This is a genomic window from Arthrobacter sp. GAS37 (assembly GCF_044908325.1).
In the GTDB taxonomy this organism is placed as follows: domain Bacteria; phylum Actinomycetota; class Actinomycetes; order Actinomycetales; family Micrococcaceae; genus Arthrobacter; species Arthrobacter ramosus.
The window spans coordinates 104,139-130,443 of sequence record NZ_JBIYDB010000002.1 but is presented as its reverse complement, the minus strand read 5'-3'; the positions used below and the strand labels follow the sequence as shown (position 1 = coordinate 130,443).

Annotated in this window: 27 protein-coding genes; 11 read left to right on the top strand and 16 right to left on the bottom strand. The window is 61.6% G+C overall.

What is annotated here, in order from left to right; all coding sequences use genetic code 11:
• Positions 1 to 135 precede the first annotated feature (135 nt).
• The gene (locus ABH924_RS02840) at positions 136 to 867 is read left to right on the top strand and encodes a hypothetical protein (RefSeq protein ID WP_404496739.1); all 732 of its coding nucleotides are present in this window, start codon (positions 136 to 138) and stop codon (positions 865 to 867) included.
• Positions 868 to 1,151: 284 nt separating this feature from the next.
• A complete protein-coding gene (locus ABH924_RS02835; RefSeq protein ID WP_404496738.1) occupies positions 1,152 to 1,727 on the top strand; it encodes a hypothetical protein in 576 nt (191 codons plus the stop codon).
• Between the two features lie 33 nt (positions 1,728 to 1,760).
• Here ABH924_RS02835 and ABH924_RS02830 read toward each other — a convergent pair whose 3' ends face one another.
• From ABH924_RS02830 to ABH924_RS02820, 3 genes are all read right to left on the bottom strand, one after another.
• Positions 1,761 to 2,420 (bottom strand): class F sortase, encoded by a 660-nt coding sequence (locus ABH924_RS02830; protein ID WP_404496736.1) that lies wholly within the window; start codon positions 2,418 to 2,420, stop codon positions 1,761 to 1,763.
• Between the two features lie 98 nt (positions 2,421 to 2,518).
• Complete coding sequence (locus tag ABH924_RS02825) at positions 2,519 to 4,840, bottom strand: hypothetical protein (RefSeq protein WP_404496734.1); 2,322 nt, start codon at positions 4,838 to 4,840, stop codon at positions 2,519 to 2,521.
• 1,955 nt (positions 4,841 to 6,795) lie between these two features.
• Positions 6,796 to 7,068, bottom strand: coding sequence for a hypothetical protein (locus ABH924_RS02820; RefSeq protein WP_404496732.1), 273 nt, complete (start codon positions 7,066 to 7,068; stop codon positions 6,796 to 6,798).
• Positions 7,069 to 7,157: 89 nt separating this feature from the next.
• Between ABH924_RS02820 and ABH924_RS02815 the strand changes: the two genes are divergently transcribed.
• Positions 7,158 to 7,445, top strand: a complete 288-nt coding sequence (locus ABH924_RS02815) for a DUF6881 domain-containing protein (protein WP_404496730.1) — start codon at positions 7,158 to 7,160, stop codon at positions 7,443 to 7,445.
• A 47-nt stretch (positions 7,446 to 7,492) separates the two neighbouring features.
• On the opposite strand, the gene ABH924_RS02810 is transcribed toward ABH924_RS02815, so the two are convergent.
• Positions 7,493 to 7,615 (bottom strand): hypothetical protein, encoded by a 123-nt coding sequence (locus tag ABH924_RS02810; RefSeq protein ID WP_404496728.1) that lies wholly within the window; start codon positions 7,613 to 7,615, stop codon positions 7,493 to 7,495.
• A gap of 51 nt (positions 7,616 to 7,666) precedes the next feature.
• Here ABH924_RS02810 and ABH924_RS02805 point away from each other — a divergent pair, with 51 nt between their 5' ends.
• On the top strand, positions 7,667 to 8,644 hold the full coding sequence (locus ABH924_RS02805) for a YhcG family protein (RefSeq protein WP_404496727.1): 978 nt from the start codon (positions 7,667 to 7,669) through the stop codon (positions 8,642 to 8,644).
• Here ABH924_RS02805 and ABH924_RS02800 read toward each other — a convergent pair.
• The 4 genes from ABH924_RS02800 to ABH924_RS02785 all read right to left on the bottom strand — a co-directional run bounded on the left by ABH924_RS02800 (position 8,546) and on the right by ABH924_RS02785 (position 12,969).
• The gene (locus tag ABH924_RS02800; protein WP_404496963.1) at positions 8,546 to 8,887 is read right to left on the bottom strand and encodes a DUF6984 family protein; all 342 of its coding nucleotides are present in this window, start codon (positions 8,885 to 8,887) and stop codon (positions 8,546 to 8,548) included. The two genes, ABH924_RS02805 and ABH924_RS02800, sit on opposite strands and share 99 nt — an antisense overlap.
• 279 nt (positions 8,888 to 9,166) lie before the next feature.
• Complete coding sequence (locus ABH924_RS02795) at positions 9,167 to 9,568, bottom strand: DUF6262 family protein (RefSeq protein WP_404496725.1); 402 nt, start codon at positions 9,566 to 9,568, stop codon at positions 9,167 to 9,169.
• A gap of 6 nt (positions 9,569 to 9,574) precedes the next feature.
• Positions 9,575 to 11,845, bottom strand: coding sequence for a tyrosine-type recombinase/integrase (locus tag ABH924_RS02790; RefSeq protein WP_404496723.1), 2,271 nt, complete (start codon positions 11,843 to 11,845; stop codon positions 9,575 to 9,577).
• Positions 11,842 to 12,969 carry a tyrosine-type recombinase/integrase gene (locus ABH924_RS02785; protein WP_404496961.1) on the bottom strand — a complete coding sequence of 376 codons (1,128 nt, stop codon included), beginning with the start codon at positions 12,967 to 12,969 and terminating at the stop codon, positions 11,842 to 11,844. Before ABH924_RS02785 ends, ABH924_RS02790 begins: the two co-directional genes overlap by 4 nt.
• Before the next feature lie 92 nt (positions 12,970 to 13,061).
• Here ABH924_RS02785 and ABH924_RS02780 point away from each other — a divergent pair, with 92 nt between their 5' ends.
• A complete protein-coding gene (locus ABH924_RS02780) occupies positions 13,062 to 13,427 on the top strand; it encodes a PDDEXK nuclease domain-containing protein (RefSeq protein ID WP_404496721.1) in 366 nt (121 codons plus the stop codon).
• A gap of 285 nt (positions 13,428 to 13,712) precedes the next feature.
• Positions 13,713 to 14,081 carry a DUF6984 family protein gene (locus ABH924_RS02775; protein ID WP_404496719.1) on the top strand — a complete coding sequence of 123 codons (369 nt, stop codon included), beginning with the start codon at positions 13,713 to 13,715 and terminating at the stop codon, positions 14,079 to 14,081.
• Positions 14,082 to 14,837: 756 nt separating this feature from the next.
• Here ABH924_RS02775 and ABH924_RS02770 read toward each other — a convergent pair.
• From ABH924_RS02770 to ABH924_RS02750, 5 genes are all read right to left on the bottom strand, one after another.
• Positions 14,838 to 15,095 carry a hypothetical protein gene (locus tag ABH924_RS02770; protein ID WP_404496718.1) on the bottom strand — a complete coding sequence of 86 codons (258 nt, stop codon included), beginning with the start codon at positions 15,093 to 15,095 and terminating at the stop codon, positions 14,838 to 14,840.
• A 276-nt stretch (positions 15,096 to 15,371) separates the two neighbouring features.
• On the bottom strand, positions 15,372 to 16,274 hold the full coding sequence (locus ABH924_RS02765; RefSeq protein WP_404496717.1) for a hypothetical protein: 903 nt from the start codon (positions 16,272 to 16,274) through the stop codon (positions 15,372 to 15,374).
• The gene (locus tag ABH924_RS02760; protein WP_404496715.1) at positions 16,271 to 17,290 is read right to left on the bottom strand and encodes a TniB family NTP-binding protein; all 1,020 of its coding nucleotides are present in this window, start codon (positions 17,288 to 17,290) and stop codon (positions 16,271 to 16,273) included. Before ABH924_RS02760 ends, ABH924_RS02765 begins: the two co-directional genes overlap by 4 nt.
• A complete protein-coding gene (locus tag ABH924_RS02755) occupies positions 17,281 to 19,383 on the bottom strand; it encodes a Mu transposase C-terminal domain-containing protein (protein WP_404496713.1) in 2,103 nt (700 codons plus the stop codon). The genes ABH924_RS02760 and ABH924_RS02755 overlap by 10 nt, the downstream gene beginning before the upstream one ends.
• A 2-nt stretch (positions 19,384 to 19,385) precedes the next feature.
• Positions 19,386 to 20,159 carry a TnsA-like heteromeric transposase endonuclease subunit gene (locus ABH924_RS02750; protein WP_404496711.1) on the bottom strand — a complete coding sequence of 258 codons (774 nt, stop codon included), beginning with the start codon at positions 20,157 to 20,159 and terminating at the stop codon, positions 19,386 to 19,388.
• Positions 20,160 to 20,416: 257 nt separating this feature from the next.
• On the opposite strand from ABH924_RS02750, the gene ABH924_RS02745 reads away from it, so the two are divergent.
• Positions 20,417 to 20,671 carry a helix-turn-helix domain-containing protein gene (locus ABH924_RS02745; protein WP_404496709.1) on the top strand — a complete coding sequence of 85 codons (255 nt, stop codon included), beginning with the start codon at positions 20,417 to 20,419 and terminating at the stop codon, positions 20,669 to 20,671.
• A 290-nt stretch (positions 20,672 to 20,961) separates the two neighbouring features.
• A complete protein-coding gene (locus tag ABH924_RS02740) occupies positions 20,962 to 22,236 on the top strand; it encodes a recombinase XerD (RefSeq protein WP_404496707.1) in 1,275 nt (424 codons plus the stop codon).
• A 69-nt stretch (positions 22,237 to 22,305) separates the two neighbouring features.
• On the opposite strand, the gene ABH924_RS02735 is transcribed toward ABH924_RS02740, so the two are convergent.
• Positions 22,306 to 23,475 carry a hypothetical protein gene (locus tag ABH924_RS02735; RefSeq protein ID WP_404496705.1) on the bottom strand — a complete coding sequence of 390 codons (1,170 nt, stop codon included), beginning with the start codon at positions 23,473 to 23,475 and terminating at the stop codon, positions 22,306 to 22,308.
• 175 nt (positions 23,476 to 23,650) lie between these two features.
• Between ABH924_RS02735 and ABH924_RS02730 the strand changes: the two genes are divergently transcribed.
• The 3 genes from ABH924_RS02730 (at position 23,651) to ABH924_RS02720 (ending at position 24,926) form a co-directional block, all read left to right on the top strand.
• A complete protein-coding gene (locus tag ABH924_RS02730; RefSeq protein WP_404496703.1) occupies positions 23,651 to 23,926 on the top strand; it encodes a hypothetical protein in 276 nt (91 codons plus the stop codon).
• A gap of 36 nt (positions 23,927 to 23,962) precedes the next feature.
• A complete protein-coding gene (locus tag ABH924_RS02725; RefSeq protein ID WP_404496701.1) occupies positions 23,963 to 24,460 on the top strand; it encodes a DUF2199 domain-containing protein in 498 nt (165 codons plus the stop codon).
• Between the two features lie 139 nt (positions 24,461 to 24,599).
• Positions 24,600 to 24,926: a hypothetical protein gene (locus tag ABH924_RS02720; protein WP_404496699.1), complete on the top strand. Its 327-nt coding sequence runs from the start codon at positions 24,600 to 24,602 to the stop codon at positions 24,924 to 24,926.
• 226 nt (positions 24,927 to 25,152) lie between these two features.
• On the opposite strand, the gene ABH924_RS02715 is transcribed toward ABH924_RS02720, so the two are convergent.
• On the bottom strand, positions 25,153 to 25,476 hold the full coding sequence (locus tag ABH924_RS02715) for a GNAT family N-acetyltransferase (protein ID WP_404496698.1): 324 nt from the start codon (positions 25,474 to 25,476) through the stop codon (positions 25,153 to 25,155).
• A gap of 118 nt (positions 25,477 to 25,594) precedes the next feature.
• Positions 25,595 to 26,227 (bottom strand): dihydrofolate reductase family protein, encoded by a 633-nt coding sequence (locus ABH924_RS02710; RefSeq protein WP_404496696.1) that lies wholly within the window; start codon positions 26,225 to 26,227, stop codon positions 25,595 to 25,597.
• Positions 26,228 to 26,305 lie beyond the last annotated feature (78 nt).

Below are 26,305 nucleotides of genomic sequence, written 5' to 3'. Positions count from 1 at the left end.
ATCGCTTCCAAAGCTTCTGCGACACAAATTGAAGCGACGAGCCACTAGTTCTAATAGCAGCCCATTTGACCGTTTCACCGAGCGGCTGGACGGCAAACAGGGTGGTCCTTAGTACTTTTGGGGAGGTGCGCAGGTATGCAGCGGGAGCTGGATGTCGGGGGTGCGCGTGTCAAGGTGAACCGGTTGCGCCTGCGTTTGGCTGAGCTTGAGCGCCAAGTGGGTGTGGTTGACCGGTTGCTCGACCAGGTCGTGAAGCTTGCTTTGGAGCTGTACGAGGCAAGGGCGTGGAAGGCCTTTGGCCTGAGTACGTGGGCTGAGTTGGTGGATGCTGAGCGGCTGGTCCTTCCGAGCCTGAGAGGCAATGCCCGGGTGAGTGTCGCCATGGAGTTGGCGGCCGGAAATTTGTCGCTGCGGGCCATCGCCCCGGTCCTGGGCGTATCCCACGAGACCGTGAAGACCCTGCTCGCAAAGGGCGTTGCAGAGGGTGCAACGCTGCCGTCCGTGAGGTTGTCACTGGACGGCAAAATGCGCCGCAGTGCACCAGCGGTACCAGTGAATGGGATCGCAGGCGAACTGGTTCACTCTGATTCCAACTCTGATTCCAACGAGGGAATCTTCGATGTGGAGGGGTTCCTCGCAGATGTCGGCGCCTTGGGTGTGGATCACGGCCCTTCCGACGCGGCCGTGCTGGCGGAACTCCAGCTGCGGGAGCTGATGGATTCCATCCGGAATTTGGGAGCATCTGAGCTTGTCGTCCGGCGACTGCCCGAGGCGCATCCTGCACGACGGCGCCGGGTGGCCGCCCAGTTCCACGCCGCCGCGGAACTGATGAGCGATGTTGCGAGGCAGTGGGGTGTCGCCGCGTGAGTCCCGGAACCCATGGGCAATTTTCGACTTCAGCCGAACGCGACGCCTTTCTGCGGGACCTGGTCGCGGGATGGCAGCGAGAAGGCCTAAACGGTCCATCGACCCGGGAGTTGTTCGGTTCATTTCTTCCGGCGCAGCTGTCTCGTTTTCAGCACGAGTTCCCCTCTATTGACCCCGAAGATCCGCTGTTCTACGCCACAGAGGTGCTTTGCGACAGCGGGATCCCCGCGGACGTCCCGGCCTGTGCATGGCTGCTTGCGGTTGTCCGCAACGGGCTCCGAACCTTGACTATCACCCAACGCCACTGGCTCTCAGAGCGTGACGTGCGGGACGGCGTTTGGGCGGATGTGAAAAAGAACCACGGCCTGGGGGAGGGGGCGCCGCTGGTATCGGTGTACGGCCATGAATGCGAGTGGCCTCAGATTCCGCTGGCCATGTCGCCACTGCCCGCCGGTTCATCGCCTCTCTGGGAGGAACTGAAGGCGTTGTTGATCAGGGCTGGCTGGGATCCCGACGTCGCAGAGCAGGGTCTGCTGGTTATCGAACATCAAGCAGCCCGGCACATAGAGGAGGCCGGATTCCCGTCAGAGCCGGGGGCCGCGCTGTCCCGGTTGGAAACGAACAGGGCGTTGAGCTGCGTGCCCAAGGGACACAAAAGGGCACTCGTGGACTTCGTATGCAGCGAACGCGGATATCTCTGGGGCCGCCTCCAGGGAATTTCCCCTGCCAACGCTCTTGCCCTGCCCGGGGTCCAAGCGGCGTTGGCATCGCTGGTCTGGAACAAGACGAGACCCAAGAAGACCCGAACGGGAACCTACTCGTCACTCACAATGCATTCCCGGGAGGACATCCCTGCATGACAGAGCGAACACGCTCTGGACCGGAGTGGTGAGTCATCGCCAGGGGATTGCGGTGGCCACGGTGTTGTTGGCGAATTGGGCTTGCCCGGCAATGGGCACGAAGGGGCTGGCAAGATCACAGGTGACGACCCGCAGTAAGGGTGGGCCTTCGGTGGCAAAGGTATCTGCGGGCAGGGATGTTTTGGCCAGCGATTCCAGGCCGATGATCTTGTACCGGCAGGTAACGCCGGCCCAGTCGGATACGTAGAGCGGCATGCCCTTCGTCACGCGGACGAGGGAAGCTATCGGCGCCGGCGACCCATTCGGGAAGTTCACGTGCCCGGCCAGCAGGGTCGATCCCTTCGCTGAACAGACAGCCGCGGACCCTGTGTAGCTGGCGGCTTTGGGGGCTTCCGGGATCACCAGGTAACCGGCATCGTCATGCCCTTCGTCCACGAGGCCTACTTTGAGGTCCACGCCGGGGATGGAGAGCGTGTCAGGCGGAAGGCGCGGGATCTCGGCCGGGCCGGTGTAGGTGTCCGGTCCCGCCGCCGTAAACGGCGCCAGGACGGGTGCCTGCGGAGCCGGTGGGGGAGCGGGCTGTGCCGTGAAGGCCAAGACGCCTGCGGTGGCTCCGGCCAGGCCACAAATGATTACGACAGTCACTGCAACGCGGTACCGCCGGGAGCCGGGATAGTTGCGGATTCCGACCATCGGACTTTCCTTAGTGTGGGGCGGGGCACCCGGCCGATCTGCCGGGATGGCTGCATCCAGGTGCCCCGCGTCTATTTGGTGGGGCCGGCTAGGGGGTTCTAGTCGGCGTGTTCGTCCGCATGGACGCTGGCTGCTTCAGCACCACGGCTGGCGAAACGTTTGCGGTAGAACAGCCCTGCCCCGGCGAGGAATGCCAATGCGAAGGTGCTGGCGCCTGTAATCAGCAGCGGCATGTTCGGCCCGGCTTCTTGTGCCGTGCCGGTGGTGGGCGCGAATCCGGCGTTGACCACCAGGGCCGGCTTGTCTGGGGTAACGGTGACGGCTTCGGGGAAGGCGATGACGCTTTCGTTCTTTTCGCCGCAGTTGCCTTTGTGCAACTGCGCGGTGAATGGTTCCTTGCCCTGACCCTTGTCGATGGTCAGGTGGAGTTCCTCGACGTACCCGTAGGTGCCTTTGTGTGCGATGGTGTGGCTCGGGTAGGTGATTTCACCTGTTGTGGTGACGTCCTGATCCGTGGAGGTCCAGGACGGGTTGGCGCAGACGGCCTGGGCGGAACCATCGGTCGAGTCGTCGAACTTGTACTGGCTCACCTTCGTGGTGACTTTGACGCCGCTCCCTGACGGGATGGTGCCGGTGACAATGCCGATATCGTGAGCAACGAGAGGCACAACGCCGCTCTCGGAGGCTTTGGTGACGATGGAAGGCTTCTCGACCGGGACGGTTTCGCCGGGCAGCAGTTCCTTGCCGTCCCACGCCTTGGTGGACTCGGTACCGTCGATCTTCTCGGAGAAGTACAGGTTGGCCTTCAGACCTTTGGCCCACTTCTCGGCGACGATTTTCTCCCACGGAACCTCGACGGCCGGGGTCTTGAACTCGCCGTTGCCGGTGACCTTCGTGGTGACGGTACTGATGACCTCGGCATCAGCCGGCGCGGTCTCGGTGCCGCCGGCAATCGGGGCGGCGGAGGTCAGAACCAGATCCGTTATCACGGAGAGTTCCTTGCCGGGCTCGTTGCCGGTCACGGTGATGACGTCGTAGACCTTGCCGTTTTCAATGACCGATGCCTTGGTCACCACTTCGGGCTGGTACTTCTGGATCGTCTCCTCATGAGGATCGTTGAAGCCAGCGGTCCAGTCAGCACGGAAGTACTGCTGCAGCTCGGCGGGCTGGGCCGCCTTGGAGAAGCGGGCCACCGGGTAATAGTAGCCAGCTTTGTCCGCCGTCTTGTCTGCGGTCACCTTGACGTCACCGGGTCCCGTTGCGGTGCCCGTTCCGGAAGCAACCTTCACGACCGCTGCCGGGATCTGGGCGGTTGGGGCGAGTTTGACCGGGCTGTAGTACCAGTCGACGTCGAAACGGGCCGGAACGTTGCCATCGTTCACGAATGCCCAGTCATTGGCGTTTCCCGTGGACGCATTCACGTGCAGGACATCCAACAGGGGCTGGCCGCCCTCCACAAACCGGCCAGCTGTCGACGTTGCTTCGGGTTGGAAGTCGAAGACCACCTTGGCATCGGCTGACGTTCCCGCGACGGGTTGAGCCCCGCCGGCAACGAGGAGGTTCTGGAACCCCGGCACCGAATAGGTTGTAGCTGACACCCCGGGTGCGTCGATCGTCAGCGTCACGGACACTGTTCCGTTTCCGGTAGCCGCGAAGCCGAGCTGATCTCCGGTATGGAGGCTGACTGCCTGGGAGTTCGTTCCTGCCCACACGGCGGGGCCGTTCAGGATGGCGCGGGCCGAGAATCCGCTCAGCTTGTTCCCGGCTGCGGAAACCAGTTCCGTCGAGGTGACCGTGCCGCTGCGACCATTCGCGTCCATCGAGAGTTTAGGATGCGTGGAATAGGGACCGGAATTGGCCCGGGCGTCGGCGAGCATCGCCGCGGCCTGGGCGCGGACACCGGGCAGTTGCGGATCAGCTGAGTCCCGGAGATTAGGGTAGGGAGCCCCAATGCCATTCCACGGCACGTTGAATCTCGGATCCGCGAGCTCGTGCGCCAGGTACGCCAAAGCGGGATGGTTAGCAGGGTCACCCTGGTACTTCTGGATCGCGTAGTTAAGCTGCGGGTTACCCAGGGAACCCACCGCCCCGGATCCGGCCGGGCCGGCCGGAATCCCGACATCGAAGCAGAACGCCGTGGGACCTCCGGCGGCACCGTTCAGGTTCAGGGATCCCAGCCACGTCGACCAATCTCCAAACGCCCGGGGCGGCGGAGCCTGGACGGTGATGCCCGATTGGTGCATGCCGGGCAGGTCAGTTGCGGCGTGCGCAGCAGGCGCGGCCAAGATGCCACCGGTTCCGACGGTGGACAGGGCCAACGCGCCGGCGGCTGCCAGGGCACCGGTCTTGGCGAACGCCCGCCAGCCCGTTGTCTGTCCCGGCGGGGTGCCGGGGTCTGGTTCGAATCTTCTTTGACTCACTTATGTTCCCCTCTCTTCAACCGCGCCCATACGCGCGACGACCACGCTTCGGGTGGTCCTGTTTGTAGAGAGCCGGACAAATCGCAATCCGAAAGAAGGGCTTTGGTTTTCAACTGTCAGGACGTGAAAGGAGACATCTTCAGAGCCTTCAACTGTCAAAAAATTGACAGTTGAATCACTCGCTTTGCCCGGACTTCTTCCATTGCCCGGGTGGTCCAGAAGGCGTTAGAAGCGATCGCTTCAAAGGCGGACCGGGACGGCATTCCATGGAAGGGCTGTGTGAGTACCTGTGAGTCTTATGAGTTTGCGGGGCGCCAGGTGCCCGATGGGCTGATCCGTACGGTTCCTAACGGCCGTGCTGGCCGGAAAACCGCCCAGCGCCGTATCGTTACAACGTGAGGTTCAGTAGAGCGAGTCAAGACGACTTAGCTCGTCGTGCGCCCCGTGCAGACACTTTCAGATCGCGGGACCTGGTTGATGTCCTTCGCGCGGGTCTTGGGCCCTGGTTGAAGGACGAGGGGTTCCATCGGCTCGGCAGCAACGGCTGGACCCTGCCTTGGGCTGATGATCACCTCATCCTTGCCGTGCAATGCGGCCAAAGCGGCTGGGATCCTCGCGGAGGCAACCGATTCGTAGTCGAGTTTGAGCAATCAAAGACACCCAAGCGCGCAACCGGCTTCAATCGGGTCCGTATGTGGTCCCTCCTTGATGACGTCAGGCGGCAAGAGGCACTCGACATCATCAGCCGAGTCGCCGTCTCGTTACCGGCTCCAGATCAGCACTTCCTATCCCAACTCTCTCCCGAGGTGCAGTGGTACTACCTCCGATCTTTTGCACCTACTACAGCCACGGTCGACTCAAGCGATGTCTGGTTCGCCTACTACGACGAACATGACGCGGCGATCTGGACGGAGTTTCTCGCTCGTTCCTGGGGTCAGGCCTTTCAGGAGTTTCTCGCTCGTCCACCATCGTATTTTGGCCACCGGTCGCTATCTCCCGGCCGGGATTGAGACTGGCATGCGCAGGTATCGGAGTGTCTGCGGCGGCGGCTTCGCCAATGAAGGCGAGATGTTCGCGTGACTGGTTCCGTAGCGCCGGCATCCGTGGACCAAAGCCACGTTGGTGTTGAATGGCTATGGTTTCCATCCGAGCGAGGATTTCCGAGAGAGGACCGCTGAGGTGCGAAGTCCCTCGTCGGTCCAGAACGCATCATTTGCCCACGCGAACGGTCTTGCGGCCCATTGATCGAACTCGTCTTGAAACTGGGATCGCTTTGAACAGATCAGGGTTAGCTCAAGATCCGGTTCATTGACGATCCACCCGTCGCCGACGTGATTCCAAATCAAGAGACGACCTAGATTGCCGCGCCTGTCCATCACCCACTCGGTCAGGGACCGTTGGCCTTGAAGTGCAATGTCGGGTATTTCGACCGGAGCGGTTGGAATGACAAAGTTTCGAGTTTCAGTACGGCCATCAGGGTGTGCGACCGTCCACGCGTCAGACTCGGGATGTTCGTCTACGCGAAGGCTGACTAAGCCGCGCCCCTGCAACACTTGCCAGGTCTCTCACAGTGGCTAACAGAGCAGAGCGTTAGTCCAGCCTCACAAGCAATCACAGGCTGGTCGGATATGGCCATGGGCCAGCCGTCGTCGAGATCGAATGGAACGACATGGCGATCTTTTCTCATGTGTGGGAGTCCGCCACTGGTCTAATAGGGCGACGAGCCGTTCTAGCTGCTGCGGTGTATCGGGCGTAGGCGGCCGCTCAGTCCGTGGCATGGCGCTTGATGGTCGCGGGGGAGTCGCCCTGGGTTTTGGCGATGATGGCCACGGATGCGAGTTCGTTGAGTTCGTGGAGGGTCCGAGCCGTGCGGCCGGAGTTGTGAACAACTTGCTAACACCGGTTGTGAGGCGTCCGAGATGGAAGTGTCGTCCGGGTGAGGTTCCGTGGAATGCCTAGGCGGTGTTGGGATACGAGGCGGTCAGGTCGTGGCCTGGGTCCGCGGCCAGTTCGGGCCACGGCTGGGCGAATGGTTCCGGCAGGGCGGTCTGGATTGTCCCGAACTGGATGGTGGCCAGCTCCTCCGTGATGGTCACGTCGTTCCAGGCTAGTTGTGCGATGTCTTCGGCCAGTTGTCCGAAGACGGTTGCTTGACCTACTGAAACGCCGGTTTCGTCAAGGATCGGGAGGTCTCGCAGCTTCTTCCACTCTCGCCGTTTAATTGGCATGCACAGGTATTCAAGGGACGGGAGTAGACGTGTTTTCGGGCCCGCGAGGGTCAACGAGGACATGCCGGTGCACGGATCTATGTGTTCCTATGAAACGGTACCAACGAGTGGAATGGCACCACGGCTACGACGAAGATCCGACAGTCATCTATAGCGAGATAGATGCCAAGGGGTTCGAGACATGCAAAGTCGAACAGTTCAGGGGCGGCACCTCCACCTTCGCAGACGAATCAACGGCCACTGGAAGCACGTGGCTCGCGGAAGTTGCCCTTCCTTCCTTGGAGGAAATCGCCGGGCAGACTGAGTTCAAAGCAGAGGCGATCCATGCATCAACGTTCGAAGACGTCTGGCGATCCGCTCACGAGGAGCGAAGCTAGAGGTCGAGAACAGCCTGAGTTCTCACATCCATTTCTACTCCCGTTGTTTAGCTGGCAGCGAGGGTATTCATGGGCCGGGCAGCCGCCCCGTCCGAGAAGGCGATGAGAGTCTGTCCGAGGGCTGAAGAGTAGTTCCGGGAGGTCTCAGTTTCGTTGGTGTTCTGCCTCATCTAAAGGGGCGTAGCGCCACCATGTCGGTGCCGATCGATAGGATCAAACTCATGACTGACGCCCGCGACCTCGCCCTGCCTGCCAGCTACACTGACCTCCTCGGCGAGCTCAAGAACCGGGTGCGGGCTGCCCGCACCCGGGCAATCCGGACCGTTAACACCGAGCTCATCACACTGTACTGGTCCATCGGCAAGACCATCCTGGGACGCCAAGCAACTGAAGGATGGGGGAGTGGGGTCATCGGAAGGCTGGCCGAAGACCTGGGAGCTGAGTTCCCGGACATGAAGGGCCTGTCGCGGTCAAACTTGCAGTACATGCGCAGCTTCGCTGAGGCCTGGCCGGCATTCGACCCGAATGTCCCACAGCCTGTGGGACATTTGCCGTGGGGCCATATTCGCACCATTCTCGACAAACGTCTCGAGCCGCCGGCAAGAGATTGGTATGCCGCCGCTGCCGTCCAGCACGGCTGGTCCCGCAACGTGCTCATGAACATGATCATGAACAACACGCTGGAGCGTACAGGCGCTGCGCCCTCGAACTTTGTGCAACACCTCGTTGCTCCAGACTCGGAGCTCGCCCAGCAGGTAGCCAAAGACCCCTACAACTTCGAATTCCTCGGGCTCTCAGGTGAAGTGGCCGAACGTGACCTCGAAAACGCACTTACTAGCAGAATCACGGAAACGCTCCGCGAACTGGGCCCTGGCTTCGCATTCGTCGGCCGTCAAGTGCACTTCGACGTCGACGGGGACGACTTCTACGTCGATTTGCTGTTCTTCCTTATCTGCAGCCCATCGATGGAGTGTCGCTACTTTCCGCGGGTTTCTCGGGGCTTGAACTGTCGTCGACGTAAAGGAACAGAACGCACTGCACGGTCCCGGATGGGTACGCTCTGCGGGGCGTTCACGGCCAAAGACAGGGTGAGGAGTGGATTACTCCATCACGGCCGGACCGTAGAAAAGCTCGCTGGGATCGCTCGGCAATCTGTTCCTGGCCGAAAAATCCACCTTCCAGCTATCGAGTTCGAATAGATCGCCGTCCCGATCAACGTTCAGGCTAACGCGCACTGGAACTCCATCGGAATCCTTAAACCATCCCTCTGAGACGGTCCGACCATACTTCCGATCTTCAGCATTCGAAGCGAAGCAGAGGCTCCCCATTGCACCGTCATCCATGTCCACGACTCTGATGGAATGGAGGTCCTGGTTATGCCACTTCCTCAGGCCGGAGCGCCGCACAAGCTCCCCCACAATGATGAGTTCCCCGGGAAGCATCAAGCGCTCTGTCATCGGCCAATTCTAGGGCTCTGAACACCGAATTATTCATTGTGCTCGGCCCACGAATCGAACCCTGAACGCGACGGAGCACCACGTGACAGCATCTCGCGCAGCCCGTCGACGTGGTCCGCGAGTTGTTCAAACGGGTAGGACTCCTCAGCAATTTTCGTCGGCAGCGGTCTTCATCGGCAACCGTGATGCGACATCTGCATCAGAGAACGCCGCGCCCTTAGGTCGTCGATCCGAAGCTGCGCGGGAGGCCTGCTTCATCCTTGATCAGTCGGCCCGCTTGCTCTCTGCCGGACGGGCCAGGCGGAGCTCGCCGTAGGCGATTTCAAGTTGCTTGCGCAGTGTCTGGTTTTCCTCGCGTAGCTGCCTGTTTCGAGTCATGAGGGCTTCGACGCGGGTCAGCAACGATGCGTGGGTCGCACGCTGGTTGGTTGGAGTTCCGGGCGGTCGGGCGGCGTTGGCGGTATTCAGTTCCCGCAGGGCCGCAATGAGGTCAGGCTGGGAGTATATGTATGCGCGGGAAACCATGGCCCTGCGGGCGATCTCAGTGACTTTTGCAGATTCTCCTCTTGTATCGAGGTCCTTGAGGACTGCAGTGACACGCTTGCGCGAATCAGCCTTGCGTTCGGCTGCCGCCGTGGCCAGATGGCGGCGGTTGTCGGCTCGCACGATTGCTTAGCTCGCTTCCGGGGCGGCGGCGCGGCCGCCTATGACGACTTCATTAGGCGAGCAGCCTCGGCATGCTCCGATGATGCGGGTGAGGTTTTCCACGATCTCCTCGTTCTTTTCGACAATGCGGCCGTGGCCTTTGGATTTAGATACGTCGATGAGCTCCAGCGTCGTCCGCAGCTGGGCCTCGTGCTGGGGCAGGAACTCGGGAGTCGTGATGAACAGGGGGCAGGTCAGGCACGGGTTCGCGTGCTCGCAGGCGCTTTGGACGGGCATTCCGCAGTAGCCGTTCGGGAGAGTCTGCTTCGCTCGGTCCAAGCCGGCGCGTGCCCATTGCGCGTCCGCCAGCGGATGATCTTCCTCCAGGGTGACCCCTTCGCCGCGCGCGTTGATCTTGCGGGCCTTCTCCCAGCTGTCACGGACGGTCTTGTCGTGCAGCCGCGCGTAGTGACTGGTCATCTCAGCGGACGTGTGGTCGAGGAGCTGCTGCACGATGTGCTGTGGCACGTCCCTGTTGATCAGCCTCGTGCCAAACGTGTGCCTGAACTGATGCGGCGTGATCCTGACCGGCCGCCCCAGCTCGTCGGACACGGCTATGGCCGCGAGCCACTTAGTAAAGTGATTGCGGAACCCCTCGGGCCGGAGTGCTGTGAATCCGGCCGGGTTTGCCTTGTAGGCGGGGAACAGGACTGTGGCGGAGCCCGATTCGTAGCGCGAGTGGACCCGGAGCTGCTGTCCTCTGAGGCGTTCCGCGGTGCCCTCGTCCACCGGAACGTAGGCGTCGCGCCGCATCTTGTGGTTGTAGTAGTGCAGGTACGGGTTTGCATCGCCGTCGGCGACGAGGCAGTCCAGCTTCAGGCCGATAGCGTCCGAGATGCGCAGGGCGCAGCGGATCATTAGCTCGAGAACCAGTCGATAGTCGAGGTTGGCCATCTTGGCGATATTGGGTTCCGCTTCGATCTGGGACATGACGAATTCGCTGACCGCTCGCTCGGGCAGACGCCGCTTATCCCGCGGCATGTCCTGGGGATAGATCGTGCTCGAGGCGGGAAGCCCGGGTGCCCACTGGAACTGATGCACATCTCGCAGGAAGGCCCTGACAGAGCTCAATCGCTTCATCCTCTGTCCGGTCGCAGGCATGCGCAGTGCCAGGTCGGCGGTCCATCCTTCGATCAGAGACCTTGAGAGCTCCCGAGCCGATTCGGGCATGACGGCGCTCGGCTGGAGGTACTCGCTGAAATCCCGGACCGCGCCCAGATCCAGGGTCACCGTGTTCACAGCGAAGCCCACGCTGAGCCTGTGCCGGATCCATTGCTTGGCGAGCTCCCGCAGCCAGGGGATGCGGAAGCGTGTGAAAGACAGCGTCCGCTTCGGGTACTCAGGATGGCCGAGTCGCGTGAGCCTCCAGGAATCACGTTCATACTCCGTGTGCCAGCCCACCCCGTTCAGGAGAGTGTCCACCTGCTCATATCCCCAGGTGAGGAAGGAAAGCGAAGGGCGCCCCCCGGCCCCGGGGTTGATCTGCCTCTTCCACTCCTCAGGAGTATGGTCGCGAAAGCTCTGCGCCCCCGTGGAACGCAACAGACGCATCGCCGGGTTCCACATGTAGACGTTCGCCCGCCGATTCCCGTGGTCGACCCAGCACTGGAATACGTACTGGATCTCCAGGGCGAGCTGGCTCGGGAGTCCGCGGACGTCGAGTGTCGGGACACCGGCCTCGTAGATCTTCACGGCAAAGTCTTCCAAGATCATGCCCGGGTTGGCCTTGCCAAGCCGCTTCCACTGGGCGAAGTGGTTGGCGCAGAAGATCTGCTTCCCATCCCTCCACAGCACGCAGTCGGGGAACTCGCACTCAAGCTGCTGACCGGCATCGACAAGCGGGGCAGCCTGGCCGGCCCACTGTCCGGAATCCTGGGAGGAGCCGTAGAGGCTCCAGAGTCGGGAGTGGCGGCTGCAGAGGCCGTGGCTCTTGCACGCGAAGCGGCATCCGGTCACGATGCAGCTGGCGTACGTGTGGATCGGCGTCTCGGTCGCCAGCCACTGGACCCTGTCCGCGCCCTCGGCCTCCGCAAGGCGCCACCTCGCCACGTGCGCATTGCAGAGGTCCTTCCGTGTGAAGGCCTGGTTGTCACAAGATGCCACCTCACACACGCCATAGGAGAACATCGGGTGGGAGGCCGGAGGAACGAGGACATCGCGCCTGAACTCGGGTCGAACCGCCGCCGTCAGGATGCCCAGCGCCGATTCGGCTGGCGCCAGAACGAGCGGACTCTTCACATCTGCTCCTCGTCCGCCGGTGTTCCTGGCCAAGCTGACTCGAACCAGCCGGCGTCCGTCAACGCGATCCGCGCATCCGCGGCAGTCAGGTGCCCGTAGATGCCAAGGGTCGTCTGGATGCTCGCATGGCCCATCAGCCGTTGGACCACCGCCCAGTCGGCGCCGCGTCGGATCAGTTCGGTGGCGTAAGTGTGCCGGAGCTGGTGGGGTGTAAAGTTCTCGAGGCCGGTGAGCACCCTGAGGCGCAGCACCAGGTCCCGCACCCCCGAATACGTCACCGGATGCCCTCGACGGCCTCCCCAGAGGTTCACGAACACGTAGTCCGAATCGGTAGCCCCGTACTCCTCGTCTATGTAGTCGGCGTAGAGGGTGAACAACTGGGAATTTACCGGAACCGTTCGAGGCTTTCCCCCTTTGACCCGAGCACCGTTGCTGTTCGCGCGCGGAACGATGTCGATCTCCTGCCGGGAGATGCTCAGATCGCTGTGGCGAAGCCCGAGCGCTTCGCCGATCCTCATGCCAGTTTCGAAGAGCATGCCGATGAGCAGCCGGTCCCGGTGCCGGGAGCATGCTGCCAGGATGCGCCCGATGTCATCACGGGCGATCACCTTAGGGTGGGGTCTGGTGACGCCGCGTAGTCGAATCTCACGACGAACGGCTCCGCTCATCGCATGTTCTAGAAACGGTTTGAACTTTCCCCGACTTGCTCCCGCTATCCAGCGTGACATCTGCAGGTCCACGAGCGGATCATGACGCTGATGGAAGTCGTAGAAGGCCGATACGGCAGCGAGTTTGCGCTCCAAGGATCGCTCAAGGAGCGAGGGGGCCGCGCCAGGCAGTACCGCGACGCCCCTGCCGCGGTACTTCGCGGGCGTCCTCAGCCAGCCCATCCATTCGCCGATGTCGCGTAGGCCGAGGCCTCGCCAGTCCCTCCGCACCTCGTCGAGCCAGCAGAACAGGTCCTTGAGGTCATGCGCGTAGCCCTTGACCGTATTCGGGGAATAGTTCGTCCGCTGCAGGTAGGCGAGGAAGGCCTCAACCGGCTCGATCGGCATCATGCCCCAGTCCACAACCGTAAAGGAACGTTCGCCAGTGTTTGCCAGCATCATTGCCTGCACGTGCATGTCCAACCACCCCGCCTTCCGTCGTTGACAGAAACAGGATTGCTGCCAAGCACGTAGTTTTCGGGGCACCACGCCGTGCGTGGATCACATCGATGTCACCGGCCCTCAGGCGCCAGATAATTTTCCACACCGAACAATCCCGCTACGTGGTCGTTGAGCTTAAGACTGGCAAGTTCCAGCCCGAGTTTGCCGGAAAGCTCAATTTCTACGTCGCGCTTGTCGATGATGTCCTTCGCCGTGAGCATCACAACGAAACGATCGGCATCCTGATCTGCGGCACCAAGAACGACCGCAGCGTCAGGTACAGCCTCGGCCGCTCGACCTCACCCATGGCCGTAGCCGCCTACACCTACGACAAGCTACCCACCGCCGAGCAGCAGTCCCTTCCCAACGAGAGTCTCCTCGTGGCCGCCCTCGAATGGGCAGAACCCCAAACCGGCCAGCCGGACTCCGATTAGCCTTTCTGGACAGCTGAGGAACTACCGTCGAGTTCGGGTCATCACGCTGGCAAGATCGCCGCGCCCCGCGGCCCGGATCCCCTGGGGCGAGAACGCTACATTGCGGCCTGCTAGCCAAGACCTGCGTCGAAAGTGCAGTTAGCTGAAATTAGGGTGGAGGCATGGCGAGGATCAGTGTGAGTCCCACCGTGGTTTAACTGGCATGCGCGGGTATTTATGGGCTGGAGTAGCTGGGGTGCCCAGTTGACCGTTTGGGGTGTTGGGCCGCCGTGAGAAGCTGGCGTAATGAATCCTGGTAAGGACGTGCATTACCGACACCTCAAGAACGGAGAAATCTTACTGCTCCGAGAACTACGCCGGCGGGCAGTCAGGGGGCTAGCAGTGGATGTTCCTTCCCTAAGGGTCGCTGACATGGACGACGGAGGCATGGGGAGCCTGCGTTTTGCATCTACCAGCTCGGATCCGCAGTATGGACAAACGCTGTGTGAGGCTTGGTTTAAGGACGCTGATGGGGTTCCCGTTGTAGTGATTTTGAACGTTGACCAGAATGATGAATTGTTCGAACTGGACTCTTGGAAAGTCGACTTCACTGCCAGGCGCACCTTACCGACAAGCTCAGCTCAGATCCTCGATCCGCCAGCAACAATGGAGTGACTCCTCATCGGAGGGTTCTGCTATCCATCAGGATTTGAAGCTCTCGCATCCCACCTACGCGCCCGTGGTTTAACTGGGCGAGAGTAGCCAGGGATAGTTGCATCGTTTGCGGCATGACTGGGTAGCCTTCTGGGCCAGTTATCGGGGGATACTCGGATCATGACGCGATTGGAGTTCTGGCCGGACTATGGTTCCGGACCTTTGTGGACCAACGAGGGGAAGTCTGTCGATCTGGGATCGCTCGGTATTTCGCCCGAACTTACTGAACGGGTCAGGTTGTGGAACTCGCAGTGTGAAGAGGAGAGAATTCGCTCGATGGTCCGGGAAATGCGGAGTGGATCGCCAAGAGTGTGGTTCTGCTGCACGAGTTGCGCACCGATTTGGGCCCCGGTGTCGAGGTCGCAGTGACGGAGCCTTGGTGGGGAGGAGCAACGTATTTGTCCCAGGAACTAACCCGCGGAGAGTGACTATGAATACGAAAGCCTAAGTCGAAGTGGACCTGGCTGACGAGGAGCGGGAGCTCCTTTGGCGGGGCATCCTGGAGCGGGGCGGGCCAGCGCAATGCACCGAGGCAATGGCAATCGCGAGGGGTTTTCGTGGCGTCGCGGACTTTTTGGTGTCCGTTCTCAATGCAGTTGTCAGTAGCGACGTGGGAACTGACAGGTTGGATGAGAAAAATTCAGACGGATATTTCTCGTTCATGTTGTCAGTTCCGTAATTCGGCAGCTCGATGCCCGCTGGATGCACATGAATGTCCTATTTCTCCCAGGCTTCTGTTATGTGCCGGTGGGAAAGTACTGCAAAGGCGCCACCCACCAGGGCGCCAGTGATCACCGCGACCACCAATGGGTCCCCTGTGTTTGTAGCGCTGGCGATTCCAAGGGCCAACACGCCTGAAACTGCGAAGGCCACAACGCCCGAGAGAATCGCTCGCGCCCGGCGGTTTGCTTCCTTGGCCATTCCCGACCGTGCAGCGATCACTGCTCCCGCGACTAACGCTCCAAGAATCGTCATAAAGAGGACTTCAGGGAATAGGTAGAACAGATACCAAGGGACAAATACCGGATTGAATGTGGGAAGCGTGGTGCTGAGAAGGTGAACTATTGCTGCCACGAAGCCGAAGCCAACACCGGCACCCTGACAACTTAACTGAGAATCACCCGGAATCCGTCAACTGACACGTTGAATGCGAAAACTGACTGTCCGTTTCCATCTAACTTGACGCAGGTTCCTGCCCCAGACGCGGGTGCGACAACCGTAGTGGAACAGGATCACCCGTTTTTGTTCATTTCAGTTGTCGCAGGGCGGCGAATCGTGTGGTTGGCCGCAGGGGCCGGGCGGGCTAATTGAGTCGGAAACAAGGTCGTCTGCGCGGTCTTCGAGCATCCATTGGCGCAGCGGATCGTAGATGCCTTGCGGCGGCAGCCAGCCTTCGGTGACTTCGTGCCTGATTCTGTCGAGGAACGGTTGGGGGTGCCTGGAATGGGCGATCTTTTCCCAGTATGGCGAGGCGATGACGGAGGCAAGCGCCGCTGTCGGCAGATAGAGCGCTGCTGCGGCGGCGGCCTGCTTTTGCGGGATCCGGTCATTCTTGGACAGAATCCGGTGTCGGATGCGGAATGTTCGTGGCTGGCGGGCCTGTTGGTACCACCGCCAGTTGATCCAGCTGGAGGCCTGCCACGCCGTGCGGACTCGGGCGCGGCCGAGGCGTGTGATCAGGTTTCGGTGGTGTCTCCAGGCAGTCGTGATTTCCGGGCAGTCGCGCAGCGGGAGCTGGTCGACGCAGGAGTTTGTTCCCTCGCCGATCCAGAGTCCGTGACGGGGACAAATGACTTTGTCGTGGGTGGTGTAGATCTCGATGTTTCCGCCGATGCTGCGGGCCTGCGCGCACCGTCGGCAGGCGATACCGCGTATGGTGCGGTTGGGCCGGCCCGCGAGGACACGGTCAGGGAAGTGGTGGTCTCCGTCGCGGAGTAGCTGCGGCATGGCCAATGAGAGCACGTCCGGGTCATGTCCACTCCACGCCGACAGCGTGTTCAGCCAGGGCTCTCCCTGGCTGCGCAGTGCGTGGCGCAGTTGCCCCGGAATCAGGGCGTTTGCGTTTTCGAGTCGCCGCAGGAAGGAGGCCGTCGTTTCATCCGGGTAGGGGCGTATCGGGCGGGGGAGAGGCCGGAAGGCACCGGAGACGCTCACGGCGCGGTCCGCGCTGCCGGGCTGGGACCGGCGACTTCGGCAGCATGGTCGATGACGGTCTCGTCAAGTAGCTGACGGTCGATGCGTTCGGTCTGCAGCAGAATGGCGCTGATGGCGGCCTGACGGATGAGGTGCGAGAGGCTGCTGATGCCTCCGCCGGTGCGCCGGTGCAGATACCGGGCGTTCCGGGTGAGTGTTCCGGGAGCGTGGTCGTGGAGCCGGAGCGCGTCTTCGAGGGTGGCGATCAGGGATCTGAATTCCTCACCGTAGGGAAACGGGCCGGTGGTCTTGAGGACGGACCGGGCTGAGATCTGGCGTCCACGCAGGCCCGTGAACAGGCCTGAGTTCTCGACGTTAATGCCCGCGTAGACGAACGTGGCGGGCAGGTGTTCGGCGAAGTACTTCAGGTGGTCGGACATGTCCTCACCGGCACTGGTAGCCAGGTTCAGGTTGTGGATTTCATCGACGATGACCAGATCGGTCCGCGCGTCTGTCAGGACCTGGCAGACGGCGTCGGCAATGTCGGTGACGTTGTGCCGGGGTCGCTGGGGGATGCCGAGGAAGTTGGCAAACTCGCTGGCCAGTTTTCGCGGGGAGCCTTTCGGCGGGGTGGTGATGTAGACGACGGGGATACGGTTCTGACCCGGGTAGCGGCGCCTGATGCGCAGCTCATGGGTCTTTCCGAGTTGTTTGATGGCGGTGGTTTTTCCTGAGGCCCACGGACCCGAGACGACCAGGCCGCGGCGCGCGCTGACTTCGCGCTGGTTCAGCATGGTCAGCAGTCGTCCCTGATGGATGATGCTGCGGACTGTGGAGGTTTGGACGATGACGAGTTCAGAGTGGTAACTGATCCGTTGCTCGTCGTAGAGTTCACGCCGCACCGGAGTGAGGGCTTCCAGATCGCTGTCCGGGAGCGGGGCCAGGTCTGCGGGCTCGGCGTCCACGAAGCTGCGCCAACCCTCCAGCGTGGTCGTCGGCGCGCGGCTGAACATGGGAAGTTCCGGGGCTACCACCATTTCTCTGCCTCTGCTCTGGCATCGTAAATCTTCAGCGGGATGATTTTTGCGAGTTCCTCAGTGTTGTCCTGATCGTCGGAATTGTCATAGACGTCCGTAGGCGTGTTCTGGTTGTCTTCGGAAGCCGGCTGAGCCGGCGGGCGGGGCCAGCCGGGTGTGGCAGTGGCGGCTTGGCGGGCAAGAGCTCTTTTGTCTCGGGCCGACTTCCGGGGATTTTTCGGTGTTGGCGCGGCTCGATCCAGCAGTTCGTCCACGGCTGCTGCGATGCTTTCCTGGGAAGGGCTGGTGACGCCGCGGTCAGCGACGATTTGTCGTCCTCGTTCCCAGATCACTTCCCCGAACGGCTGGGGCGCGGAGTTCAGGTGTCGCCAGTACGCGATGATCCAGCCGCCATCGTGGTGGTTACGGACCCAGACCCGGGTGATGTCGTAGGGGTCGTAGTGGATTTCCCAAAGATTCTTCAGCGCCTTGATGCCGGAGTCCTGGCCTCGGTACGGGTTGAGTTCTTTGGCATCGTAGATGCGGTGTCTGATCTTGACGCCGTAGGAGTTGATGACCCGGGTCTCCGCCGGGAGCAGCTCGATGTAATCCGCGCCGGTCAGCGGCACCGGCACATAGCCAGTGACGGCGAGCAGGGCAGCATATTTTTCGTTGGGGGTGAGAGTCCTGTCAGGTGTGAAGGGATCACGCAGCCCATCGTGGGGACGATTCTGCCAGCCGGTAATGACCCACTCATCCAGAAGGTCCTGTAGCTCCGGAAGGGAGAAAACCGCCTCATGTTCGGCGTTCTTGCCCCGCCGTTCGACGGACGATCCAAGATAGCCGGTGACGTATTGGGCGAACAACGTGCCGACGGATTGCAACGTCCGTTCGACGACGGGCTTGTCCGTGGGCGTGTCCGGGTGGGCCGGCTGCAGGCTGATGCCCAGGGAACGGCAGGCGCTTTTGAACGCGGTCGACAGGTAGGCCTTGCCGTGGTCACACACTATGGTTTCGGGCACGATCACCGGTTTTGCCGCCGCTCCCTCCAGCCGATCGTCGATCGATCGCAAGGACCGGTAGGGCAACGCTGAGGCGGCCATCGCAACGGCCTCCGGCCAGCCAGGGCGCATCAACTCAGGTGTCATGCAGCGAGCCAACAGCAGGGCGGCATCGACGGCTTTGGTGGTCGGGCGCAGCACCGCCGCGCAGATGCTGCGCGTGGCAATATCAACCAACGCGGTCAACTCCACCCGCCCAACGGTTTCCGAGTCGAGTTCAACGGCAATGTCCAGAGGGGTGGAATCAATCTGCATCAATTCGCCCGGACGCACCGGATACACGGCTCCGAACGGGCCATCCGGTTGCTGATCCAGCGTCCTCCTGGTCCGGGCCGAACCAGTCGCATGCCGGCCTTCCCGCACTTTGCTGACCAGGCGCCGGAATGTTGACAGTGACGGCATAGGGACAGTTCCATCCCTATTCTCAGCAGCAACGCGCGTCTTCACATCCCGGAAGAGCCGGTCCATGGTGCCCGAGGAGCGGCCTGTGTTTTCTTCCAGAACCCGCAGCAGCACCGCCACGACCCGGTCGTCCACCCGGCCTGCCACTGGCGTTCGGCGGATCAGCCGTTGGTCAACGAGTGCAGTGATGCCGCGCTGCTGATAGCCGGCCCGGAGGCGTTGAAAAGACCGAAACGGCAAGTTCTCTCCGCCGGCTGTGAGCTCGTGGTGCTTGGCTAACTCGCGCTGCCGGAGGGTCCTATGGACTGGATCAAATGCGGGTCGGGGCCTTGCCCCCAGTTCTGCCGAGACAGGCACCCCGTCAATGACTTCCGTAATGTGCTCTTCCAGCCATCGTGCTCGTTGCTGAACGTCTGCCGGCAGTGCTTCGAAGACCGCCAGAGAAGCCGGTGACCGGCGGCCAGGAGCCGGGCCCGTCCCGGGCATGAATGTCGGGTCGGCGAAGAGTTCCTGCACGTTGACCGCTGTGGGGGCCATGTCAGCGGCTGAAAGGACGGCCATGTTCCCGTTGAGGCTCAGCAACCGGTATGCCTGGCCGCGGAGTTCAAGGTGTCCGCCGACCCGGAGTACATGTTCCGCGATTGGTCTCATCGCTATCTGGCGATCCGGAGGATACTGTGGGGCCCGAGCGGGGTCCCGTTGAGATCGGCGCTGATGGTGCCCCACCACATCAGATGGTAGAGGGTGGGATACGTGGCCACGGGATCGCCGACAACGCCCGCTACCTGCCCAAGCGCACGGGAACCAGGAGCACCGCTCAAGTACCCGGTGATGGCTGCGGAGATGTCCTGCACCAGGCACCGCGGATGCCGGTAGCCCGAGAGCCATCTCAGATTTGCCAGGTAGACGCGGGGGAGTCCACCCACACGCTTGTACTTCCAACCAAGTCCGCGGCAGAGGGAACCGGTCGCCTCGAATACCTGGCGGTCCCGGTCCTTTATCCTGCTGTCGGGCCGGACATCAACAACAAGTGCGGATCCGTCCTTGAGGCGCGCGAAGAAGTCCGGGACATGCCATCGCGGCCCGTCGGGCAGTTTGAAGTCGATCCTGAAGGGTTGGGAGGCGATACCAATGATTCTCGGGGCGCGGTCCATGCTCATCAGATGGTCGCGTTCAAGCCACGACTCATACGGAACCATCCGGCCGTTGGTTGAGCACCACCATTCGCCGGAGAAATTACGCTGACCCTTAAATACGGCGGTCGACCGGACGGGAGCGAAGTCCTCAAACTTCAGCCCCAAGGCTCCCGCCACGCCCTGTGAACTCAGCGACGCACCAGCGTGTTCACGAACCGTGAGTACACACGAACTGGCGAGCCGGTCAAGCCAGCTTGCCTCGTTCATTGCCAGCGCCACCGACGCGAACATGCGTCAACTGTAGTGACACCGATCAGCCCAATGCGTCACCTGTAATGAAACACGCCGGACAACGCGTCAAATAAGCTGGAACTGCGTCACCTTAGATGGAAAAGGACACTGACATCTGGAATGAGAACGGACATTGTTGGACGAGGCCCAATGCAACTTCCGTGCTTTTAACGCCGATAATCTACATTATGTAAAGTAGTACTTTGCGTATCGCATCAGATGAATCAATCAGACCCTCTCCCGCGGAATTCCGCGCCATGCGTTTGAGATGCCTTGCGCCGCGGCGTTCAGGGGTTTTCTCCGACTTCAATAACCAGAAGCCCGAACGGGTCGCTCTTCAGGTCATCGCTGCGATCTGCGACATCTTCTCCTGCGGACCCGAAGACCTCATCACCGTCACCGCCGCCGACGTCCGGGCACGCAAGACGGGAACCGCCAACTCCCCCAAGGTCGTGGACCTCAACCGCACCGTCCGCCCGCGCCGGGCCCGCATCATCGACGATGACCACTGAACTCCCGGAAGGACTCCTCCCGCGTCACACCGTCCGCGGACGGCCCCGCACAAGCGGAACCGTCCAGTGCGCCCGCTGCGGCCGCAACGCCGACAAGACCCGGGCGAGCTGGCCGGAAGGCAAGATCTGCGGTCCCTGCTTCACCGTGGCGACCCGCACCCACGGCACCTGCCCCGACTGCGGCCACCGCAGGCTACTCCCCGGCCCACCCGCACAGGATGGAGGACCACGATGCGCACCCTGCGCCGGTATCCTCCACAACTTCCACTGCGCCCGTTGCAACCAGGAAGGTGAGTTCTACCGCCGCGGCATCTGCGCCCCGCTGCGCACTCAGGGACGACCTCACCGCCTTGCAGCTCACGAATGCGGCGGATCGGATAACCGCAAACCGCTTGGTCGATGTCCTCTACCAAGCCGATCGACCGGAAAGCATCATCACCTGGAAACGCTCCGCCAAGGTCCAGACGCTCCTGACCTCCATCTCGAGCGGACAGACTCCCCTGACCCACGACGGCCTCGACGGTCACCGCGAAACGGCAGGACGGGCAGCTGACCATCTCCGGGCACTACTCGTCCATCACGGGCTCCTCCCCCATCAGGACCCCTACCTGAACCGCTTCGAAGCCTGGATCGACAACAAGCTCCGCCCCCTGGCCGCCGAAGTTGCCAAACCCGTCGAGCATTTCGCAAAATGGCACCACCTCAGACGCATCCGCGCCATGGCAACGCCGGACAAATCGGTCCAAAGCCCGGTGCACGCAGCTAAACAGGAAATCACCGAAACCATTAAGTTCCTCGACTGGGTCTGGCAGACCCACCACCGCACCGCCGGCACCTGCACCCAGCAGGACGTGGACACCTGGCTCACGAGTGGACCGACCACCAGAAAAGCCATCCGGACCTTCTTCATCTTCGCGAAAAAGGCCGGCACGAATATGGGTATCGAAATCGGGCACTACGCCGCTAAGGGCAGGCCTGCCATCCCGCAGGAACAACACCTTGCCTGGCTAAAGGAACTGCTCACAGGCACCAGCGAGTCCCTGCCCTACAGAGTCGCCGGGACACTGCTCCGCCTCTATGCCCAACCACTGGTCCGGGTCGCCGAGCTCCGCACCGATGCCATTAGCATCAACGACATCACCGGCACGATCACGATCTCACTTGGCACGCATCCAGTGCCTGTCCCGCAGCCTTTCGCAGAACTCCTCAACCAACACCTCCGGAACCGCCCCAACCTCAGAACAGCATCGGGCACGGAAAGCCCGTGGCTCTTCCCAGGAACCAGGGCAGGGCAGCACCTCCACCCGAACACGATCATGCTCCGACTCCGTCGCCTCGGAATTGAACTGCTCGGCGCACGAAACGCTGCACTGGACCAACACCTCTCCGTCACCCCGCCACCACTGGTCGCCGACGCACTCGGCTACAGCTACCAAGTCGCGTTCCTCCACGCCGACGCAGCCGGGGACGCATGGTCCCGCTACGTCGACCAGCGGACTGAACCCCGAATGAACCGAGGAACCCGATTTTCAACCGAGGCGGGAATCGGACGCGAAGAACCCTAATTAGAGGAGCCTTGCACCACGAATACGCTCATTGCACCGAAGATGGGAGCATTTGGAAGCCAAGGTGGTTCACCAGTCCCGCGCGCCTTCAACTCCGGAGAGAAGAGCCGATCGCTCGGCCACGAGAGAACGGCCCAGCTCCAGTTCCCGCTCAGTCATAACCGTGTTGAGTGCGGCGAACAACTCCTCGCGCTCCTCCGTCTCGATGAACGGGGACCGCCCATCGAGGCGATTGAACGCAACCGCATATCCGCGCCCAAGTTCCATCAAACGGGCCAAGGTGGACTCATCCTGTCGAGGGCCGAGCATAGAGAGAACTTCGCGCCGCGTCTTCTTGAATTGTTCGACAGCTTTCTTGAATCGGGCTGCGGTAATGTGCTCGCGCCCGTCCCAGTCGCGAAGCGGGTTCTCAAGATTTTCTTGCACCCACTCGGGTTTGCGTGCCTTCGAGATGTCCACGCTCGTGCCGTTAACCACCTCGGACCGCCACCGGGCCCGCATCGCAAGGGCGTACTCCTGAGGCACGCTGTGTAAGTCGAGGTATTCGAGATCGGGAACTTCGGCCGGGAGCAGACAGTCGGCCTTCGTCATGCCGAATAAGTCGGAGATGAAAAGGCCCTTGAGCGAGCTGAGCTGGTTGAGTTTGCCCGCGTTCGCGAACTGCCCGAGGCTTCCGCTTAGCGTCAGACGCGTCAGGTTGGGGAAGATGGCGGTTAGCCGGTCGCCGTCTACTTCGGACAGCGCCGTTGCCTTGAGGCTGCGTACCGCGTTTTGAGATGGTGCGCCGTCGGCGAGGGCCTGCTCAAATTCCGTAGGGGTCAGTTCGAGCGCGCCTGTTTCTTGCCAGTCATGTTCGCCCCGGTCCCACACGCGTTGTCGGACAAGTTGGTCACCCACGCGCCAGCGGCTGGTGTAGCTATTCGACCGCTGATCGTGCACCAGTGGCAGCCTGCCGAGGACTCGATAACTCCGAGGGAGCACCCAATCGCAGTTGGCGTGGGACAACTGGCCCTTCCAGGAATGGTGGGTGAGCCGGAGCGGCTCAACTGCACCCAAGTCATCCGTTGTGGACGGCTCGGGACCCGACCAATTGAGTTCGAGCACCCCGACCTTCTTCCAAGCGGGATCGATGTTCGTGATCTGTGCAGCGGCCCACTCACCAAGAAGGTCGTTCGGGCAGACGACGACGTCCCCGACGCTCAGGGGGCGGGGCGGACCGTCCGAAGTTGCTGGTGACACGGAGGCAATCCTACGGATCATCTGCAAATACTCAAACGAATACACCCGTACCTGATACGCAGAGGTGCCAGCAGAATCGTGATTATTGCATCTGATGCATCATCATCCTTCCTCCGCACCCGTCCCCGAGCCCTTCGCGTCGTTGCTCAGAGAACATCTGGCCTCACGTCCGAACATGCGAACCGGGAGCAGCATCGGCAGCGAGTGGTTGTTTCCTGGCTACCGTCCCGCGCAACACATCCACCCGAACACGCTCGTGGAGCGACTGCGGGAAGTGGGGATCAACCTCCTGGGAGCCCGCAACGCGTCCCTTCGGGGACTGGTCGTGGAAGTTCCGGCCCCACCTGTGGCCGAAATGCTTGGATACAGCTACCAAGTGACCCAGAAACACGCCGCCGCCGCCGCAGAACATTGGCAACGCTATGCGCTTGGCCAAGCGGCGGCCCGCTAGACTGCGATTTGAATTCCGCGACTGGCAAGGAGCCCCATGGAACAAGAGACAGGCGCCAGTTGCACTATGTGTGGGCGCAGCACGGCTGAGCACGAAAAGAATCTCCGCTTCCAGTTGCCGGATCCAGTACTCCAAAGCCCAGAGCAACATTTAGTACCCGGCGCCTGGTTAAGCCACGAGAACCCCAACACCTCTGTAATGATGCAGACCCCAGACCTAGGACCGTTCGTGAGGGCGCTCCTACCAATCAGGCTGGCCGGCGGCCGCAAGATCACTTTGGGAGTCTGGGTATCCATCCACCCCGACGAGCTTCAACGCGCGTACTCCGTAGGGTGGGAACCTGAATATGCAGATTTGCGCCTAACCGGCTACCTCGCTAATGCCATCAATCCGTGGGGCTTGCTGGGCGCGCCCGTGGAGCTTGCCGTCAGAGACACAGAGCAAACGCCGTATTGCGTGAGCAGTCCCCGCCAGGACCTTTCGGACCTACTCCTAAACGAGTGGCCGCACGAGATCCTCGACGAGATCTCGTAGAACGTCCGCAGCATCGAGGCCAAGGTCGCATTACGCGAGCATCCAAAGGGCATCAGAAGATTTAAGGTTGCGGCCCCGTCGACGGTAATCGCGTGGACAATGCAATCGTCCAAGCTCACGGAAACTGGAGAAACAATTGGTGGAGGACGAATTCATCTCGGCACTGGCATCCGAGTTCCCAGATCAAGTGAGCGTCGACGAGTCAACTGTTCTAATCGATATCAAGATAGTTTTTGAGGCCCTAGACAAGGCGCAGCAGCTTGGATTGAGGCTTGCCGGCCTGGATGGTTTTAGATCGGATCCGGACGGCGGCCTATACCCGATGCTGGATTTCATCATCGATCTCTCTCCCCTTCTTGAGCAGCGAGCTGCACTTGCCGAGCAGTACGACAGCGCCCGCAAAATACTTCGGAACTGGGGCACAGGGCCAGACTTAGTCGAACTTGTCCTACTCGAACCTAGCTGAGAGCCGACGAGAGGTTTGGAGGCTGACCGATGCTGAATGGGTTCTTTACCCGTGGCGACTCGAACCAAAACCCACGGCTGAGTTCCGAAGCGCACGACCGGTGAATAGTTTGACCACGACCGGTGAATAGTTTGACCACGAATATGCACGGTTACCAGTAGTACTCTGTATGACTCATCGGACGAACGCATTTCACTCCGCGCGTCGAAGTCCTTCGACCACTGGCCTAGAGTTCCCTGAAGTAGACCGCCACGGGAATCAGCGTGCAGCCAAGGCTCTCGTAAAGCGCGCGGGCATGAAACGGATCTCCGCCGGTTCCGATTTCGACGATCTTCGCCCCGAGAGCCTTCATTCCACGAATTGCGTGCTCGCAAAGTTCGCGGCCGATATGGCCGCCGCGAAAGGCGGGAGTCACCGCGAGGAGGTTGATCGTCCCGCGCTCCCGCAGTGGTTCGACGCTCCAGTCAACATAGCCCGCAACGGAACCTTCATCCTCAGCAACATCCACAAATCGGTGGTCAGCAGGTTTATGCAATTCGGGGATCACCAACGTGTAATCTTCGCGCCGAATCACACGCCAGCCCAATCATTGTCGACCACCCCCGCTCCCCTGGGCCATACGCCCGAACTTGATACGCAGGGGTGCCGGTAAAACCGCGATTTCGGCCTTAGAACACATCCTCAGGGCCGACCGTGGACGTTGCGTACTCCGGACGCCCGGCAGGCCGATAAGTCTGGATGGTGATGCCGCGGGACGTCGTCCGCGAGTTGACCAGCTCGAGCGCGAGGTCCGGACCGGATTCGGGGAACAACCGTGTGCCCTGGCCGACGATCACGGGATAGGTGACCAGCTCGAGCTGGTCGACCAGGTCGTTGGCGAGCAGCCATCGGACCAGGGCACCGCTGCCCGGCACCAGCAGGTCGCCGTCGTAATGTGCCTTCAGCTCGCCGATGGCCGTGGCGAGGTTGCCCGACAGGACGGTCGTGCCCGCCCATTGCGGATCGGCGAGGCTGGTCGATGCCACGTACTTGGGCCGGCTGTTCAGTGCGGCCGCGATCGGGTTCGTGCTCGGATCGATCATCGCTCCCCAATAGGGGGCGAAAATCTCGTATGTCCGCCGGCCGAAGAGGAACGCAGCCGCACCGCCGTAGACCTGGCTGAGATAGTCCCCGGTTTCGGTGTCCAGAAGTGGTATCGCCCATCCCCCGCGCTCGAAGCCGCCTCGGCGATCCTCGTCTGCTCCGCCCAACCCCTGCATCACGCCGTCCACTGAGACGTTGGTCGTGGTCGTCAACCTCATGTCGTTTCACCCCGTCGAACAACGGCCGCGGACCCCTTCTGGATCCACGCTGCTTGCCCTCATTCTCCCAAGCCTTTA